The following is a 15,827-nucleotide window of genomic DNA, read 5'->3' as shown; positions in this document are numbered from 1 at the left end:
CTGCCGCCCCGGTCACAGCGGCCCCCGGCCGTATCCGCACCCCGTGGGGCCTCCCGCGCTACGGAGCGCGGCCCGACGACTGCGGGCATCGCGCGCGGCCCGCACCTTGGGCACCCGGTCTGCGGGGCCCGGACCCCGGCGTCCCACGCCGTCACGTACGAACCGACTGCCCCGCCGCGAATCAAGCCGACGGCTCGGGACGGAGACACTGCCCACACGACCCCGCTGCTGCGGTCCGCTCCGCGCACCGGGCGATCACGGACGTCCGACGGGCCCCTGGGCGGTTTCCCGGCGATTGTCGTCGCTGCTGAGGGCTGCTGCCGCGCGCAGGAGTTCGGCGAGGACGGTGCGGACGGCCTTCCGGGCCGAGTGTTCGGGGCGGTGGAGGGCGTCGATATGGCGTCGGGCGTGGACGCCGGAGAGGGGCCGGAGGACCACGGCGGGGTGCGGGCGCGCGGTCCAGCGGGGCAGCAGCGCGATACCGCCGCCGGCGGCCACCACCTCGGAGACCACGGCGAACTCGTTGATGCGGTGGGCGATCCGGAGCCGTCGGTCGGCAGCGGCGGCGATGGCCTCGATGGTGGCCATCAGCGGGAAGCCGTCATGGACGGTGATCCAGGTCTGGTCGGCCACGTCGTGCGGGGTCAGGGAATCCTTCTCCGCCAGCGGATGGCCGGCGGGCAGCGCGATGTCGAGGGGTTCGTGCAGCAGCGGTGTGGCAGTCACGGTCTTCGGCCAGGCCGGTGAGTGGTCGAGCCGGTGGGCGAGGACGATGTCGTAGTCATGGGTCAGCGGCGGGAAGTCCTCCTGGGAGACGTCTTCGTCGGCGAGCGCGACGCGTGGCGCCCCGGAGGCCGCCAGCCCACGCACGAGGCGGGGCCACAGGCCGGCGGCGGCGCTGTGGAAGGCCGCGATCGACACCACACTGTCCGGCTGGTCGAGGAACTCCTCGACGGCGTGCCGGGCGCGGGCCAGCGCCGTCTCGACGTCGATCGCCGCGGCGGCCAGGGCCCGTCCGGCGGGCGTCAGTACCAGCCTCCGGCCCTCGCGCTCGGTGAGCGGGACGCGGACCGAGCGCTGCAACAGCCTCAACTGCTGGGAGACCGCCGACGGCGTGACCATGAGCGCCTCTGCCACCGCGGTGACGCTGCCCAGTTCGCCCAGCTCTCGCAGAACACGCAGCTGCCTCTCGTCCATGGCGGACAGTGTAGCTCTGCTACATCGTTGATTGAGCAGTTGGTACTTGGCTTCATTGTGCTGGTCAGGGCAGGGTTGCCGGCATGCCTGAAGCACGTCGTACCGATGTGGTGCTGTTGCTGGTCGCGCTCGTGTGGGGTTCCAGCTATCTGACGGCGAAAAGCGCCGCTGAAGCCGCCCCGGTGCTGGTGGTGCTGTTTCTGCGCTATCTGCTCTCGACGCTGGCCGGCATCCCCGTCGTCTTCGCCACCACGCTCCGGACGCGCCCTCGCTGGACGCGGCAGGAGGTCCGGATCGGGGCGCTGCTGGGCCTGTCCCAAGCAGCCGTCCTGCTGCTGGAGATGTACGGCGTGGCGCACACCAGCGCCGCCAACGCCGGACTGCTCATCAGTCTGACCCTCGTGATCACCCCGCTGCTGGACCGCACGGGTGGCGGCCGGATGCCGGCGCGGTTCTTTCTCGCCGCGGGCTTGTGCGTCCTGGCGGTCGGCCTGTTGACGTCCGGCCACGGGCTCGGCGCACCAGGAGTCGGCGACCTGCTGATACTCGCCGCGGCAGTGGTCCGCGCAGCTCACGTCGCTCTCGTCGGGCGCCTCACCACGGGACGCGCCCTGCGCCCGCTCCAACTGACGGCGATACAGACCTCGGTGGGGTCGATGCTGTTCCTCACCCCCGCCGCAGCGGATCTCGATGTGCTGGCGGGCGCCGACGGCGCGACCTGGCTCCAGCTCGCCTATCTCGCCCTGTTCTGCAGTCTCTTCGCCTTCCTCGCCCAGACCTGGGCCGTCCAACGCACCTCCGCCAGCCGGGCCAGCCTGCTGCTGGGCACGGAACCGGTCTGGGCCGTCGCCATCGGCCTGGCCCTGGGAGGCGAACACCTCACCGCCTTCACCACCCTCGGCGCCCTGTTGATGGTGACCGGGACCTACTGGGGCCAGGCCATCGAACGCGTCCACCGCACCCGTACCAAGGAGAACACCACATGCCTTACGACGACACCTACAGCCGTCTGATCGCCTTGCTGGACGACAGCGCGACCCCGTACCGCCTCATCGACCACCTCCCCGAGGGCAGCACCGAGACGGTGAGCGCACTGCGCGGGCATCCCGTCTCCCAGGCGGCGAAATGCCTAGTCCTGCGGGCCAAGTTGGACCGGCGCACCACGCGCCACGTGCTCGCCGTCGTCCCCGGCGATCGACGCGTCGACCTGGATGCCGTCCGGGCGCTGTTCTCCGCGCGCTATGTCGGAGTCAGCGACGCGGCCACCGCCGAACGTCTGGCCCGGGCTGTTCCCGGCACGGTGCTGCCCTTCAGCTTCGACCCCGGCCTCGAACTCGTTGCCGACCCGGATGTGATCGCCCAGCCGCAGCTCTACTTCAACGCCGCGCGCCTGGACCGGTCACTGGCCATCGCGGGGGCGGACTACGCGAGGCTCGCGCAGCCCCGAGTGGAGAAGATCGCCGATCCACCGGCCACTGTCTGAGCGGTGAACGCGCTCGGGACGGCTGGGAGTCACCATGTGCGGCCTGCTTCGAGGAGTGTGTCGCGGACCCGGATGACGTCGGGGTTGTCGGGTCTGTCGGGGCGCTGGACGAGGTAGGCGGTGTTGATGGGCGGATCATCCGGTTCATGCAGGGGGACCAGTGCGCCGGAGGCGAGTTCGTCCTGGCACAGGTAGCGCGGCAGCACGGTGAAGCCGGCTCCCGCTGCGACGGCGGCCAGTACGCCACGCAGATCGGGGACGGTCACGGCGGCGGGACAGGACAGGCGGGTACCGAAGACGTGCCGCCAGTAACGGCGCGCGATGGGCAGGTCTTCGGCGTAGGTGACGAGGGGGACGGGGTGCAGCACGGCAGGGCCTTCGGCGGTGACCCGTCCGCCGAGGCGGTCGGCCCAGGAGGGGGCGGCGACCAGGACGAACTCCTCGTCCATCAGCGGTACCGCCGTCAGCGCTCTGCCTCGCGGCCGCACGGTCGCGATTACGAGGTCATGGCGGCCTGCGCGCAGCTCGTCGAGGAGTGGATCGGTCAGGCCCGCAGTCACGCGCAACCGTGCGCCGTCGGACACCAGCGGGGCGAGCGCGGGCAGCACGCGGGTGCACAGCAGTTCGGCGGGCCCGGCCAGATGGACCGGGCCCGGCCTTTCGCTCGCGGCGCCGCCTCCGGTCGCCGCGGCGAGCGCGTCGAGGGGCGCGGCAACCTGGGCCGCCAGGTCATGGGCGAACGAGGCCGGAGCGACGCCCCGCGGCAGGCGCTCGAACAGCTCGCGGCCGATCTGCCGCTCCAGCGACCGGATCTGGGTGGTCACCGTCGGCTGCGACAGGCCGAGCAACCCGGCCGCGGCGGTGAACGAACCGGATCTGTACACGGCCAGGAAAGTGCGCAGCAGGTTCAGGTCCGAAACGAGGGCTGTGCCGGTCTGCGGGTTTTCGACCGGGTCAGCGGAATCCTTACGGCTCACGAAGAAAGCCTAGATGCTGCCCCGTGAATCTCGCTGCCGGCGGTGTCGCTGGACGTGAACCTTTTCGCCTTGCGGCACGTCGTAGTCCTCGTCGAGATCGGGGGTCTCACGGTCGGCGCGGCGGGGACCGCGGCTCTCATCTTCCACGGCATATACGACCACTCACGCAGCAACCTGCCCCGACCGGGAAAGAAATGCCCATCATGGTTCACGAGGTCACGTCACCACACAGTCAGCACGATCAGTTTCGCCGTCGGCCCGGACGCCTCCGTCTGATATCCCTCGGCTGCGTTGTGGGAATTGCGCTGACCGCTGTGGTCCTCACCGTTCTGGTTTGGCCTCGATCCGATGTCGTCCATCGCAGCCAGGACACCTCGACGCGGACCTACAGCGACTCATCCCGTCACTACCTGGGGCTGGTCCGCGAACAGAAATGGCTCGGGGATGAGACCTACCACCTGAAGGTCGGCAGAGACCCGGGCCTGTCCTACGGGCATTCGGTGGACGTCGATTCCACCGCGGGCGCGGAGGGGATCGAGTCGACCGACTGGACGACCGACGGTGTGCGAGTCCAATTCCGTACCGGCCACGGGCTGTTCGTCCCCGCGAAATACTTTGAACACGGCAGGTGAGGACGGTCAGGCGTCATCTGTGGGCGAGTACGCATGGCTCAGGCCAGCTTCTTCAGCAGCTCGGCTGCGAGCGGGGCGGAGGAGGCGGGGTTCTGGCCGGTGACGAGGTTGCGGTCGACCACCACGTTCGGCGCCCACGGCTCACCGACCCGTACATCCACACCCGCCTCCACGAGCCGGGTCTCCAGCAGCCACTTCGCCTTGTCGGCGAAACCGGCCTGGGTCTCCTCGGCATTGGTGAACGCGGCGACTTGGTAGCCGGCGAAGGCGTTGGAGCCGTCCTCCTTCTCGGCGGCGAGCAGCGCGGCGGGCGCATGGCAGACCACGCCGAGCGGCTTGCCGGAGGCCAGCGCATCGCTCAGCAGCCGGCCTGAGGTGGCGTCGACGGCGAGGTCCTCCATGGGGCCGTGGCCGCCCGGGTAGAAGACCGCGGCGTAGTCGTCGAGGCGGACATCCTCCAGTTTGATCGGCTTCCGCAGCTCGCTTATCGCGGCGAGTGCCTTGCCGATCGCGTCGGCGCCCTCCTGGCCACCGTTGACCTCAGCGGCGAGGCTCCCCTGGTCCACGGTCGGAACGACACCGCCGGGTGTGGCGACGACGATTTCGTGGCCGGCGGCCTTGAACGCCTGGTACGGGGCGACAGCTTCCTCGGCCCAGAAGCCGGTGGGGTGCTGTGTGCCGTCGGCGAGCGTCCAGTGGTCGACGCCGGTCATCACAAAGAGGATCTTCGACATGGGGGTTCTCTCCAAGAGGGTGGGCCCCGTCAGGCGGGGCAGAGGGCAGTGCCTGCCGGGATGTCCTCGAAGGTAGAACGGTCAGCGATAGGTTTCCAATGAGGATTCCTATGTCAGGTATTGGTATCCCTATGGCTCCGCAGTGCCGAGTCGGGAAGAAGTGGACGCCCAACTGACGCCCCCGGCGCCCGGGGATCACGCGTGCCCCGCACCATGGGAACGCCGCAGTAGCGGCGACCTCTCTCCCCGATCCGTCCCGCTGACGGCGCACGCCGCGGCGGTCGCTCACCAGGAGTACCCGTGCGCTCGTACCAACTCACCGATATCGACAGCCATCTGCGCTGGATCGACTTTCCCGGCGACGGCCCCGCACATGTCTTCCTGCACGGTCTGGGCTGTGCGGGCTCGGCGGACTTCTCCCACATCGCGGCACACCCGCGGTTCGCCGGGCGGCGGGCGATCGTCGTCGATCTTCTCGGACACGGCTACAGCGACCGCCCCACGGATTTCTCCTACACCCTGCACGCCCACGCCCGGACGGTCGCGGACCTGCTCGACCACTGCGATGTCGACGGCTGCGTCCTGATCGGGCACTCCATGGGCGGAGCCATCGCCATCGTCCTCGCGACGCTACGCCCGGAGCTGTTCTCCCGAGTGATCGTCGCGGAACCCAATCTGCACCCCGGCGCCGGCATGTTCAGCGGCCCCATCACCGCCTACACGGAGCAGGACTTCGTCGCCCACGGTTTCCGCACCGTACTGAAGGAGTTCGAGCCGGGGTACGCGGCGCGGGTCCGGGTCACCGACCCCGCTGCCCTGTACCGCAGCGCCCTCGGCCTGGTCAGGGGAACCGAACCCGACACGGCAGCACAGCTGCTCGCCCTGCCGCACCCGCGCGCCCTGCTCGTCGGTGCCCATAACCGCCCCTACGAAGACGAGGAGGAGATCCGAAGCGCGGGCATACCCGTCATCGAGGTACCCGGCGCGGGGCACGACATGATGCACGACAACCCGGACGGATTCGCGGCAGCCTTGGCAGCCGCTGTGCCGTAGGTGTGTCCGGCGGATCGTGCGGGGCCCTCTCCGTTGTTCCGGTAAGGGGATGCCCCTGCTCGACGCACGCGGGCTGCGGGTGTGTTGTGGCTTACCGCGCAGTTCCTCGCGCCCCTTACGGGGCGCGTCCCCCCTGCGCTGCGTTTGGGGTCCGCACCAGCGTTCAAGCCAGATGCCCGGATCCCCGGCAGAGTCGGGGCATGGGAACGAGACGGGGATTCAGCAGTCCCTACCTGTTATTGATGGTCACCATGGTGCTGTGGGGCAGCGCCTTCTCCAGCTCCAAATCGGTGGTGGAGCACCTACCGCATTCCGTGGCGGCGCTGCTGCGCTTCGGCGGTGGCGCCGTCGCTCTGCTCATAGCCGTGCAGCTGTTCGGCAAGCGCGGGGCGAGTGTGGGCGTACGCAACGGATGGCGGGCGGCGCTGGCGGGAGTGCTGGGCGTCTTCGCCTACAACAGCTTCTTCTTCTGGGGTCTGTCGCTGGCGCCGTCGCTGGACGGTGGCATCCTCATCCCCGTCATGACTCCCGTGCTCACCAGCGCGTTCCTGCTGGTGGTGGGCAAGGAACGCGCCTCACCGGGCCGGCTGGCGGGGCTGGGCCTGGGCCTCGTCGGGGCGGTGATCTTCTTCCTGGGTGCCGGCGGCAGTTCGGCAGGTGACTCGACGCGGCTCGCGGGCGACGCGCTCTTCCTGCTGAGCGCGGTCTGCTGGGCGGCCTTCACGCTTGCCGGACCGCGGGTCCTGGCGGGTATCGAGCCGCTGCGCGCGACGACGTACGCCACCTGTGCGGGTGCCGTACTGCTCGGTGTGCTCGCCGCACCCGAGCTCGACTCGGTGCGCTGGAGCGAGCTGCCGGCCGGTGTGTGGCTGAACACCGCCTACCTGGCGCTGGGCGCCGCAGCTGTCGCCAACCTTCTCTACTACCGAGGGGTGGGGGCCGTGGGCCCCGCTAACGCGTCGCTGATGATGTTCTGCGTCCCTGTCGTCAACACGGTGTGCGCCACCGTCATCCTGGGCGAATCCTTCGGCGCGCTGCAGGGCGCGGGCGCGCTCGTGCTGCTCACCGGGGCCGTGCTCGCCGTCACCCAGGGCCGGTGGCCGCGGCGCACCAAGGCAGCGGACGACGGGTCGGGACCGGTCGACCGGCCGGAGTATGAGGCGGGGAGCGTGCCGATTTCGCACGAGACCGCGACCGCCGACGACGACGCCGGGTTGAACCGGGAGTTGCCGAACTCCTGAGCCGGTCAGAGATCACCACCGACCAGCGCTCGGCCGCCCTGGAGAAAGCATCACTGCGCGGGGTTTACCGAACGGCCGGTTGACGGAAGATCGGCCCGGTCGGTGAGAAGGCCCCGGTACGACGGCTGGGAGGAGCAAAGCCTAAGAGAGCGGGACATTTTGTCGGACCGTGTCCGCCGTGCTGCATTGGCCTCCGCACGTGGTGACCACCGTCACCGACAGCTCTGCGGGAAAGGCCCTCCATGCGAACAGTCCGGGAATCAGCCCTGGATGTCTTAAGAGCACGCGGCATGACCACGGTGTTCGGCAACCCCGGCTCGACGGAGCTGCCGTTCCTCAAACACTTCCCCGACGATTTCCGGTACGTCCTCGGCCTCCAGGAAGCCGTGGTCGTCGGCATGGCCGACGGCTACGCGCTCGCGTCGGGCACCACCGCCCTCGTCAACCTGCACACCGGCCCCGGTACGGGCAACGCGATGGGTGCCATCCTCAACGCCCGCGCCAACCGCACCCCCATGGTGGTCACGGCGGGACAGCAGGTGCGGGCCATGCTCACCATGGAGGCGCTGCTCTCCAACCCCCAGCCCGCGCTGCTGCCGCAGCCGGCCGTCAAGTGGGCGTACGAGCCGCCGCGTCCGGCCGACGTGCCGCCCGCGCTCGCCCGGGCCGTACGGCTCGCCGAAACGCCGCCGCACGGGCCCGTGTTCCTCTCCCTGCCCATGGACGATTTCGACGCCACCGTCACAGCGGCGGAGGACAGCGCCGCGCAGGCCGCCGCAGCGCGCAGGGTCGAGCACGCGACGGCCCCGCGCCCGGAGACCGTCCAGTCGCTCGCCGACCGCATCAAGCGGGCCCGTTCCGCCGTGCTGGTCGTCGGCGACGACGTGGACGCGTCCGGCGCCTGGGACCCCGTGGTCGCCCTCGCCGAGCGCGGCGGCCTCCCGGTGTGGGGAGCGCCCGCCTCGGCCCGCGTCTCCTTCCCGCACGACCACCCGCTGTACCGGGGCGAGCTGCCGCCTGCCATCGGTCCGCTCACCCGGGCGCTGGACGGCCACGACCTGGTACTGGTCATCGGAGCGCAGGTCTTCCGCTACTACCCCTACGTGCCGGGCCAGTACCTGCCCGACGGCGCCGAACTGGTCCTCGTCACCCGGGACTCCGACGAGGCAGCCAAGGCCCCGGTCGGCGACGCGATCGTCGCCGACCCCGCGGTGACGGCCCGGGCGCTCGCCGAGCACTTCCCCGCGCGGGAGCCCACCGCGGCACCGGACCGGCGGGTGCGCGCCACACAGTCGGAGGACGGCGCCCTCCCGCCGGGCAGCGCGCTGGCCGCCGTCGCGGAGGGAGCGCCGGAGAACACGCTGTGGGTGAACGAGTCGCCGTCCAACGTTCCGCAGTTCCACCAGGCGGCGCGGATCAGCACCCCGGGCTCCTACCTCTTCTCCGCGGGCGGCGGGCTCGGCTTCGGAGCGGCCGCGGCCGTCGGGGCGCAACTCGGCGCTCCGCACCGGCCGGTCGTCGCCGTCCTGGGTGACGGCTCGGTCCACTACGCCGTGCAGGCGCTGTGGACCGCGGCGGCCTACCACGTGCCCGTCACGTTCGTCGTACTGAGCAACGCGCGCTATGCGATCTTGCAGTGGTTCGCACAGCTCGAACACGCGCAGGGCGCCCCGGGACTGGAGATCCCCGGACTGGACATCACCGCGATCGCGGCCGGCTACGGCGTGCGCTCCGTCCGCGCCGAGAGCGCCGGGGAACTCACCAAGCTCGTACGGGACGGCACGGCCCAGCACGAGGGCCCCGTACTGATCGACGTACCCGTCACCACGGAACTGCCCTCGCTGTGAGCCACCGGCGGCACCCCCGCCGCCCCATCCCTCTTACTGCCGCAGAAGCCGCTTCCTCGTACCGCTTGGCTGCCGCGCTGCCCGCTGCCGCCGTACGACCGCACCGGCCACTGGCCGCACGAACCTGGAAGGCCGTATGTCCCCTGATCCCTCGCAGCTGCTGAGCGAGCTGCGTGACCGGCTCCCCGCCGACGCCCTGTTGACCGACCCCGAGGCGCTGGCCGCACACACGCGGGACGCCGCCCCGTTCTCCGCGCCCGGCACCCCCGCGGTCGTCGCCCTGCCGCGCACCGCAACGGAGGTCGAGGAGGTGATGCGGACCGCATACGCGTGCGGCGTCCCCGTGGTCCCGCAGGGTGCGCGGACCGGACTCGCCGGGGCCGCCAACGCGGTTGACGGCTGCGTCGTGCTGTCCACCACCCGCATGGACCGGATCGGCACCATCGATCCGGTCAACCGGCTCGTCCGCTGCGAGCCCGGCGTGATCACCAAGCGGCTCAACGACGCTGTCGCCGAGTACGGTCTGGCCTATCCGCCCGACCCCGCGTCCTGGGAGACATGCACGATCGGCGGCAACATCGCCACCGGCGCGGGCGGCATCTGCTGTGTGAAGTACGGCGTGACGGCCGACTACGTCCTCGGTCTGGACGTCGTACTCCCGGACGGGCGGCGGATGCGCACCGGGCGCGACACGGCCAAGGGCGTCGCCGGATACGACTTGACCCGGCTCTTCGTCGGCTCGGAGGGCACCCTCGGCGTCATCGTCGGTGCCACCCTCGCCCTGCGGCCCGCCCGGCCCACCCCGCTCGCGCTGCTCGCCCAGTTCCCGAGCCTGGCCGCGGCCGGGCACGCCGTCGCGGCCATCACCGGCGGCGGGCACGTCCCCTCGGCCGTCGAGCTGCTGGACCGGGCCACGTCCCAGGCCGTCGCCGAGTTCGGGCACGCGCTGCTGCGGCCCGACAGCGCCGCCACCCTCATCGTGGAGAGCGACGCACCCGACCCGGCTCCGGAACTCGCGGAGATGAAGGCGCTGTGCGAGGAGGCCGGCGCCGACCAGGTGGTGGCCGCCGGCACCGCGGCGGAGTCGCAGAAGATCATCGAGGCCCGGCGGCTGGTGTCCCCGGCGCTGGGCGCGTTCGCGGCTGCCCTCGGCGGGCGGCCCACGGCGTTCATCGAGGACGTGGCCGTACCGCCGTCCGAGCTGGCCAAGTTCGTCGGCACGATCGAGGAGATCGCCCGGCGCCGCCGGCTGCGGATCTTCACCCTCGGCCACGCAGGAGACGGCAATCTGCACCCCACCGTCGTCTTCGACGAGTCCGACCCCGACGAGGTCCGCCGGGCCCGCACCGCCTACGACGACATCATGGCGGCGGGACTGGCACTCGGCGGCACCACCACCGGCGAGCACGGCATCGGCACCCTGAAGCGCGAGTGGCTCAGCCGCGAACTCGACGCCGTGAGCCTCGAACTGCACCGGGACATCAAGCGGCTCTTCGACCCGCACAATCTGCTCAACCCCGGAAAGGTCGTGGAAGCATGACCCGTCCCGCACCATCGACTGGCCCGACGGACCCCACGGGCCCAACGGACGCCCCGGGCCCAACGGACGCCCCGGGCCCAACGGACGCCGCGGGCCCTGCGGACGCCCCGGGCCCAACGGGCCCTACGGAGCCCGCCGACCCCACGGTCCCCAGCCATGCGGGCGCGCCGTCCGGGAGCACCGTCGTACGGCCGCGCCGCGCCCGCCGTGCCGAATGCCTACGCTTCGCCGTCACCCACACGCTGCCGGCCTTCGCCCGAGGAGTCCCGGCCCCGCGCCCGGCGGCCGTGGCGCTGCTGGGCGCGGCGGGCCAGTTCCGCTGGTCGGCCGCGACCCTGCGCGCCCTGCGTAACCGCTACGACGGCGCCCCCGTACTGCTCAGCGGCGCCTCCGGTGACATGCTCGTTCTGCTCGACCCCGCCGACGTGCGGGAGTTCTTCGCCCGCCCTGTGCGCGAACTGGCCCTGGACGCGGTGGACAAGACAAAGATGCTCTCGGTCCTCGAACCCACCGGGGTCGTCTGCTCCCACGGCGACCTGCGCCAACAGCGCCGCGCCCTCAACGACCAGGTGCTGGCGCCCCACGAGGACGCCCACCCCTCGTGCGACACGTTCCGTACCGTCATCGCCGAGGAATGCACCCGGCTCACCACCGGCCCCGCCCTTCCGTTCGCCCGGCTGCAACGCACCGTTGAGCGCATCACGCGCCGCATCGTGCTGGGCGACCAGGGCGCCGGGGACGAGGAGCTGCACCGTTGGCTGGTCGCGCTGCGCAAGGAGGGCAACTGGGGAGCTGTGCGGCGCGGCCCCACTCCGGCCGGCCGGCGGATGTACGCGGCCGCCACCACCCGGCTGCACGTCTACGCCGAGCACGCCCCGGCCCCCACCTTGCTCGGACGCGCCATGGCCACGTCCTGCGAGGAGGACGTCGACGCCGTGGGCCAGGCACACCACTGGTTCCTGGCCCTCGACGCGGTCGCCGCCATCGTCGCCCGGACCCTGCTGATGCTCGCCGCCCACCCCGCCGAGCAGGCCGCGATCCACGAGGCAGCACAAGCGCCCGACACCACCCGGCTGCGGGCCTGCGTCCTGGAGAGCCTTCGGCTCTACCCGGTCGTTCCCGACCTGCTGCGCATCCTGCGCACCGACACCACATGGCGCGGGGTGCCCTACCCGGCCGGGACGCACGTCCTCGTCCCCATCGGGTTCTTGCAGCGCGACAGCGACCTCGTCCCCGGCGGTTCGCTGTTCGCGCCCGGCCGTTGGCTAGAGGAGGGCACCGACCACGACCCGCGGATGGCGCCGTTCAGCCACGGCGAGGGCCGCTGCCCCGGTGACCGGCTCGGGCTGATGGCCGCCACCGAGGTCTGTGCCCAGGTGCTCCGCGAGCATCGCGTCACCGGCGGACGCCCCCGGCTCGACCCGCACCGCCCGCTGCCGGGCGCCCTGAACGCCTCCGGCATCCAGCTCACCCTGGCCCGCTTCTGAACCCCACCGGATCGCCGACCTGGAGACCACACCCCATGCCCGAAACCGGCACGGAAACCGACACCGAACCGGATGTGGCCGGACTGCACACGCTGTGCCGCGAGTTGGGCGAGGCCGCGGACGCCGTACGCCAGGCCTCCCAGTACGCCGGCGAACTCGCCCTGGGCGCCCGCCTCCCGGCGCGAGCCCTCGCCGGCACCCGCGCCCGCACGGCCCTGCGCTCCCTGCTGCGCGCCCTCACCGACCCGGCCGGACTGGGCTGGGCCCTCGACGGCAGGCGTCCGGTGGCCCGTGCCGCCTGGCTGGCCGGGGTGCTCACCAGCCGGGAAAGCCTCGCGGTGAGTCTGGCCGTCGCGGGGCTCAAGGCCCGCATCCGGGCGGCAGCCGTCACCCATCCCGAACTGCTCACCGACCCCGACACCGCCCGGGTGCTGCGGGCCATCGAGGACGACAGACAACGCGAGGCACTGCGCGCCTTCAAGGCCATCATCGGCAGCCAGGGCGCCGAACGCGCCTTCGCGCTGCTCGCCCCGTCCTTCGGCGACATCCTCGCGTGGAACGCGCTCACCGACGAGAACCCCTTCAACGACGCCGCCGCCTGGGAGATCGCCACCGGCCGTACGCTCACCAGCGCCGAGCCGGTCCTCGGAATCAGCGCCCGGGTCTGGGCCCGCCTGGACCGTGGCCCCGGCCGTGCCGAACCCGTCGCGCCCGACCCGTCCCTGCTGGAACGGCTCGACCGCTCCGGCACCGTCGTCGGCTACATCCGCAACATCGGTGCCGTCGGCACCGGCGGCACCCTGCTCGTCCAGCGGGTCACCGGCCCCGACGGGGTGACGCGGTACGTCGTCCAGCTCGCCGGAATGGCCACCGACGCGGTCTCCCAGGACAGCCCGCAGGACCTTCTCGGCGCCATCCACGCGGTCGCCCGGCCCGCCACGCCCTACTCCCGCGCCGTCACCCGGGCCCTGCGCACTCTGGTGCCCTCCGGCACCGACATCGCCCTCATCGGCCACAGCCTGGGCGGCATCACCGCACTGAACCTCGCCGCCGATCCCGACTTTTGTGCGCTGTACCGCGTCACGCACAGCGTGGCGATCGGCTCGCCTGTCGACGGCAAGCGCCCCGCCGACCCGGACACCCGCGTCTTCTCGCTGATCAACGAGCACGACATCGTCCCCAGCCTGGAGGGCCGTTCCGCGGTCTCGCCGTACGCCCTCCCGGCGCAGTTCACCGAGTACACCTGGACCGACGACACCCACGCTTTCCCGCTGTGCCACGCGGCCGAACGCTATGCGCACAACCTTCAGTTCGATGTGCCGGAGGCGAGCGCCCAAGTCGACGCGGCGCTCGCTCCCTACCGGGGCCGGGTGACCGCCACCCGGCTCTTCGCCCTCCACGACCGCTGAGCTCACACGCCTCGTTCCCCCTCAGAGCCGAGAGGTCCCCACGGTTCGTGCCATGGGGGTTTTCCGGTCCTTCCGTTGTCAACCGCCCGCCCGGAGCCGCCCGATGACCGACACCACACCCCACAATCCCGGCACGCCCGCCAGCCCTGCCACCACCACCCCGGACATCCCCGCACAGTCCGGCAGCGAGCAGACGGCAGACCCGTCGCGCTCCTCGAACCCGACGCCCTACGGGCCGCCCGGCGTCCTCGAGCGCCTCGGCTCCGCCGCCTTCGCCCGTCTCAACCGCAGCCGCGAATGGCACGAACTCCCCACGGCCCTCGGCCTGTTGAACCTCCGTGTACTCCGCGACGACCTGCGCCGAGAGAACCTCCACGACACCTACCGCGCCGGTGGCGAGCGCCCCCGCCGCGCCCCGGCGGCGCTCCCGCCCTTCCGTTCCTACGACGGATCGGCCTACGACCCCCACGACGAGGACATGGGCAGGGTCGGCACCCGCCTGGACCGCAACGCCCCGCTCGACCTGGCCTTTTCCGACGCCGACGACGAGCTGATGTCACCCAGTCCGCGCGAGGTCAGCCGCCACCTCCTGGCCCGGCGCAGCTTCACACCGGCTCCCACCCTCAATCTGCTGGCCGCCGCCTGGATCCAGTTCGAGAACCACGGCTGGGCCAACCACGGTGACAACGAGGAAGCGGAACCGTTCACCGTGCCGCTGGCCGAGGACGACGACTGGGCGGGGGAGTGCCCAATGCGCGTCAACCGCACCCGCCCCGACCCGGTCGCGCACACCACCCCCGACGCCCCGCCCACATACGAGAACACCGTCACGCACTGGTGGGACGGTTCGCAGCTCTACGGCTCGTCCGAGGAACGCTGCCGTTCGCTGCGTACCGGCGAGCTGGGACAGCTCATCGTCCAGGACGGCCGACTGCCGGCCGACCCCAGGCCGGGCATGTCCTGCCTCGACGCCACGGGGATGAACAGCGACTACTGGGCCGGCCTTTCCTTGCTGCACACACTGTTCGCCAAGGAACACAACGCGATCTGCGACTACCTGCACTCCCACTACCGCACCTGGGACGACGAACGGCTCTTCCACACCGCCCGGCTCGTCAACACCGCTCTGATGGCGAAGATCCACACGGTGGAGTGGACCCCTGGCATCCTCGACACGCCCGTACTGCACCGCGCGATGAACGCCAACTGGTATGGCGTACTGCCCCGTTGGATCCGCAGGAAGTACGGCCGTATCGGCCAGGGTGAAATGCTCAGCGGCATCCTCGGCTCTCCGACCGACCACCACGCCGCACCGTTCTCCATGACCGAGGAGTTCGTCTCCGCGTACCGGCTCCATCCCCTCATCCCGGACGAGTTGACGCTACGCGACCACCGTTCGGGCCGCCGTGGCGAGACGATCGGCTTCGACGACATGCAGGGCGCCACCACCCGCAGCGCGATCGAAGCGCACGGTATGAGCGACCTGTTCTACAGCTTCGGCACCGCCAACCCCGGCGCCCTGGTCCTGCACAACCACCCCGACGCGCTGCGCGATCTGGTCCGGCTCACCGGCGAACACATCGATCTGGGCACCGTCGACATCCTCCGCGACCGGGAACGCGGCATCCCCCGCTACAACGCCTATCGGAAGATGCTCCGCAAGCGCCCCGTCGCCTCCTTCGAAGAACTCACCGGCGGCCACCCCACCGACACCCCGCTGCTCGAAGAGCTCTACGAGGGCAGGCTCGACCGCGTCGACACCCTCGTCGGCAACCTCGTCGAGCCCCGCCCCGCAGGCTTCGGCTTCAGCGACTCCCTGTTCCGCATCTTCATCCTCATGGCCAGCCGGCGCCTCAAGAGCGACCGCTTCTTCACCACCGACTACCGGCCCGAGATCTACACCCCCGAAGGGCTGGAGTGGATCGACCGCAACGGCATGATCCGCGTCCTGTTGCGCCACCACCCCGAACTCGCCCCCGCCCTGGACGGAGTGACCAACGCCTTCGCTCCCTGGAGGAAGCTGTGACGCCCCCGCCCCCGCCCTCGTCATCGCCCCCGCCCTCGTCCCCGGCCACTCTTCCCACCCCTCGCACAGCCCCCGAGGACCCGAATGCCCCCGCGTCCCAACTGCGCGCCCACGCCGCAGCCCTCCACGCGCACGCCGAACGACTCCGGGCGAGTGCCGCCGCCGTCGACTGGACGGGCCCGGAGGCCGCTGCCTTCCACC

The 15,827-nt window shown here is 71.3% G+C and carries 13 protein-coding genes; 10 read left to right on the top strand and 3 right to left on the bottom strand.

The features are described 5' to 3' along the window. Nucleotides 1-255 precede the first annotated feature (255 nt). Nucleotides 256-1,197 (bottom strand): LysR family transcriptional regulator, encoded by a 942-nt coding sequence (locus tag ACQEU8_RS20900; protein WP_433103264.1) that lies wholly within the window; start codon nt 1,195-1,197, stop codon nt 256-258. A gap of 83 nt (nt 1,198-1,280) precedes the next feature. Here ACQEU8_RS20900 and ACQEU8_RS20895 point away from each other — a divergent pair, with 83 nt between their 5' ends. Together ACQEU8_RS20895 and ACQEU8_RS20890 are read left to right on the top strand one after the other, a co-directional pair. Further along, a complete protein-coding gene (locus tag ACQEU8_RS20895; protein ID WP_433103262.1) occupies nt 1,281-2,210 on the top strand; it encodes a DMT family transporter in 930 nt (309 codons plus the stop codon). Continuing rightward, nucleotides 2,180-2,680 carry a YbaK/EbsC family protein gene (locus tag ACQEU8_RS20890; protein ID WP_433103259.1) on the top strand — a complete coding sequence of 167 codons (501 nt, stop codon included), beginning with the start codon at nt 2,180-2,182 and terminating at the stop codon, nt 2,678-2,680. The genes ACQEU8_RS20895 and ACQEU8_RS20890 overlap by 31 nt, the downstream gene beginning before the upstream one ends. A gap of 29 nt (nt 2,681-2,709) precedes the next feature. Here the strand turns inward: ACQEU8_RS20890 and ACQEU8_RS20885 are convergent, their stop codons facing one another. Further along, a complete protein-coding gene (locus ACQEU8_RS20885) occupies nt 2,710-3,657 on the bottom strand; it encodes a LysR family transcriptional regulator (protein WP_433103257.1) in 948 nt (315 codons plus the stop codon). A gap of 203 nt (nt 3,658-3,860) precedes the next feature. On the opposite strand from ACQEU8_RS20885, the gene ACQEU8_RS20880 reads away from it, so the two are divergent. Next, nucleotides 3,861-4,289 carry a hypothetical protein gene (locus tag ACQEU8_RS20880; protein WP_433103255.1) on the top strand — a complete coding sequence of 143 codons (429 nt, stop codon included), beginning with the start codon at nt 3,861-3,863 and terminating at the stop codon, nt 4,287-4,289. A gap of 38 nt (nt 4,290-4,327) precedes the next feature. On the opposite strand, the gene ACQEU8_RS20875 is transcribed toward ACQEU8_RS20880, so the two are convergent. Further along, nucleotides 4,328-5,023, bottom strand: a complete 696-nt coding sequence (locus ACQEU8_RS20875) for a type 1 glutamine amidotransferase domain-containing protein (protein WP_433103253.1) — start codon at nt 5,021-5,023, stop codon at nt 4,328-4,330. 300 nt (nt 5,024-5,323) lie between these two features. Between ACQEU8_RS20875 and ACQEU8_RS20870 the strand changes: the two genes are divergently transcribed. From ACQEU8_RS20870 to ACQEU8_RS20840, 7 genes are all read left to right on the top strand, one after another. Continuing rightward, a complete protein-coding gene (locus ACQEU8_RS20870; RefSeq protein WP_433103251.1) occupies nt 5,324-6,076 on the top strand; it encodes an alpha/beta fold hydrolase in 753 nt (250 codons plus the stop codon). A gap of 200 nt (nt 6,077-6,276) precedes the next feature. Continuing rightward, nucleotides 6,277-7,317 (top strand): DMT family transporter, encoded by a 1,041-nt coding sequence (locus ACQEU8_RS20865; RefSeq protein WP_433103249.1) that lies wholly within the window; start codon nt 6,277-6,279, stop codon nt 7,315-7,317. 242 nt (nt 7,318-7,559) lie between these two features. After that, a complete protein-coding gene (mdlC, locus tag ACQEU8_RS20860) occupies nt 7,560-9,164 on the top strand; it encodes a benzoylformate decarboxylase (protein ID WP_433103247.1) in 1,605 nt (534 codons plus the stop codon). 136 nt (nt 9,165-9,300) lie between these two features. Then, the gene (locus ACQEU8_RS20855) at nt 9,301-10,704 is read left to right on the top strand and encodes an FAD-binding oxidoreductase (RefSeq protein ID WP_433103245.1); all 1,404 of its coding nucleotides are present in this window, start codon (nt 9,301-9,303) and stop codon (nt 10,702-10,704) included. 287 nt (nt 10,705-10,991) lie between these two features. Then, complete coding sequence (locus ACQEU8_RS20850) at nt 10,992-12,191, top strand: cytochrome P450 (RefSeq protein WP_433103243.1); 1,200 nt, start codon at nt 10,992-10,994, stop codon at nt 12,189-12,191. 35 nt (nt 12,192-12,226) lie between these two features. Next, nucleotides 12,227-13,600 carry a hypothetical protein gene (locus tag ACQEU8_RS20845; RefSeq protein WP_433103241.1) on the top strand — a complete coding sequence of 458 codons (1,374 nt, stop codon included), beginning with the start codon at nt 12,227-12,229 and terminating at the stop codon, nt 13,598-13,600. Between the two features lie 103 nt (nt 13,601-13,703). Beyond that, entirely contained in the window at nt 13,704-15,626 is a 1,923-nt protein-coding gene (locus ACQEU8_RS20840; protein WP_433103239.1) for a peroxidase family protein, read from the top strand. Nucleotides 15,627-15,827 lie beyond the last annotated feature (201 nt).

The organism is Streptomyces sp. CA-250714 (assembly GCF_050936705.1).
Taxonomy (GTDB): Bacteria; Actinomycetota; Actinomycetes; order Streptomycetales; family Streptomycetaceae; genus Streptomyces.
This window is presented reverse-complemented; position numbering and strand designations above follow the sequence as displayed.

Excerpts from the sequence above, each read along its gene's own strand:
- mdlC (WP_433103247.1), top strand. The coding sequence starts at position 7,560 with ATGCGAACAGTCCGGGAATCAGCCCTGGATGTCTTAAGAGCACGCGGC.
- ACQEU8_RS20840 (WP_433103239.1), top strand. The coding sequence starts at position 13,704 with ATGACCGACACCACACCCCACAATCCCGGCACGCCCGCCAGCCCTGCC.
- ACQEU8_RS20900 (WP_433103264.1), bottom strand. The coding sequence starts at position 1,197 with ATGGACGAGAGGCAGCTGCGTGTTCTGCGAGAGCTGGGCGAACTGGGC.
- ACQEU8_RS20890 (WP_433103259.1), top strand. The coding sequence starts at position 2,180 with ATGCCTTACGACGACACCTACAGCCGTCTGATCGCCTTGCTGGACGAC.
- ACQEU8_RS20865 (WP_433103249.1), top strand. The coding sequence starts at position 6,277 with ATGGGAACGAGACGGGGATTCAGCAGTCCCTACCTGTTATTGATGGTC.
- ACQEU8_RS20845 (WP_433103241.1), top strand. The coding sequence starts at position 12,227 with ATGCCCGAAACCGGCACGGAAACCGACACCGAACCGGATGTGGCCGGA.
- ACQEU8_RS20880 (WP_433103255.1), top strand. The coding sequence starts at position 3,861 with ATGGTTCACGAGGTCACGTCACCACACAGTCAGCACGATCAGTTTCGC.
- ACQEU8_RS20875 (WP_433103253.1), bottom strand. The coding sequence starts at position 5,023 with ATGTCGAAGATCCTCTTTGTGATGACCGGCGTCGACCACTGGACGCTC.
- ACQEU8_RS20855 (WP_433103245.1), top strand. The coding sequence starts at position 9,301 with ATGTCCCCTGATCCCTCGCAGCTGCTGAGCGAGCTGCGTGACCGGCTC.
- ACQEU8_RS20895 (WP_433103262.1), top strand. The coding sequence starts at position 1,281 with ATGCCTGAAGCACGTCGTACCGATGTGGTGCTGTTGCTGGTCGCGCTC.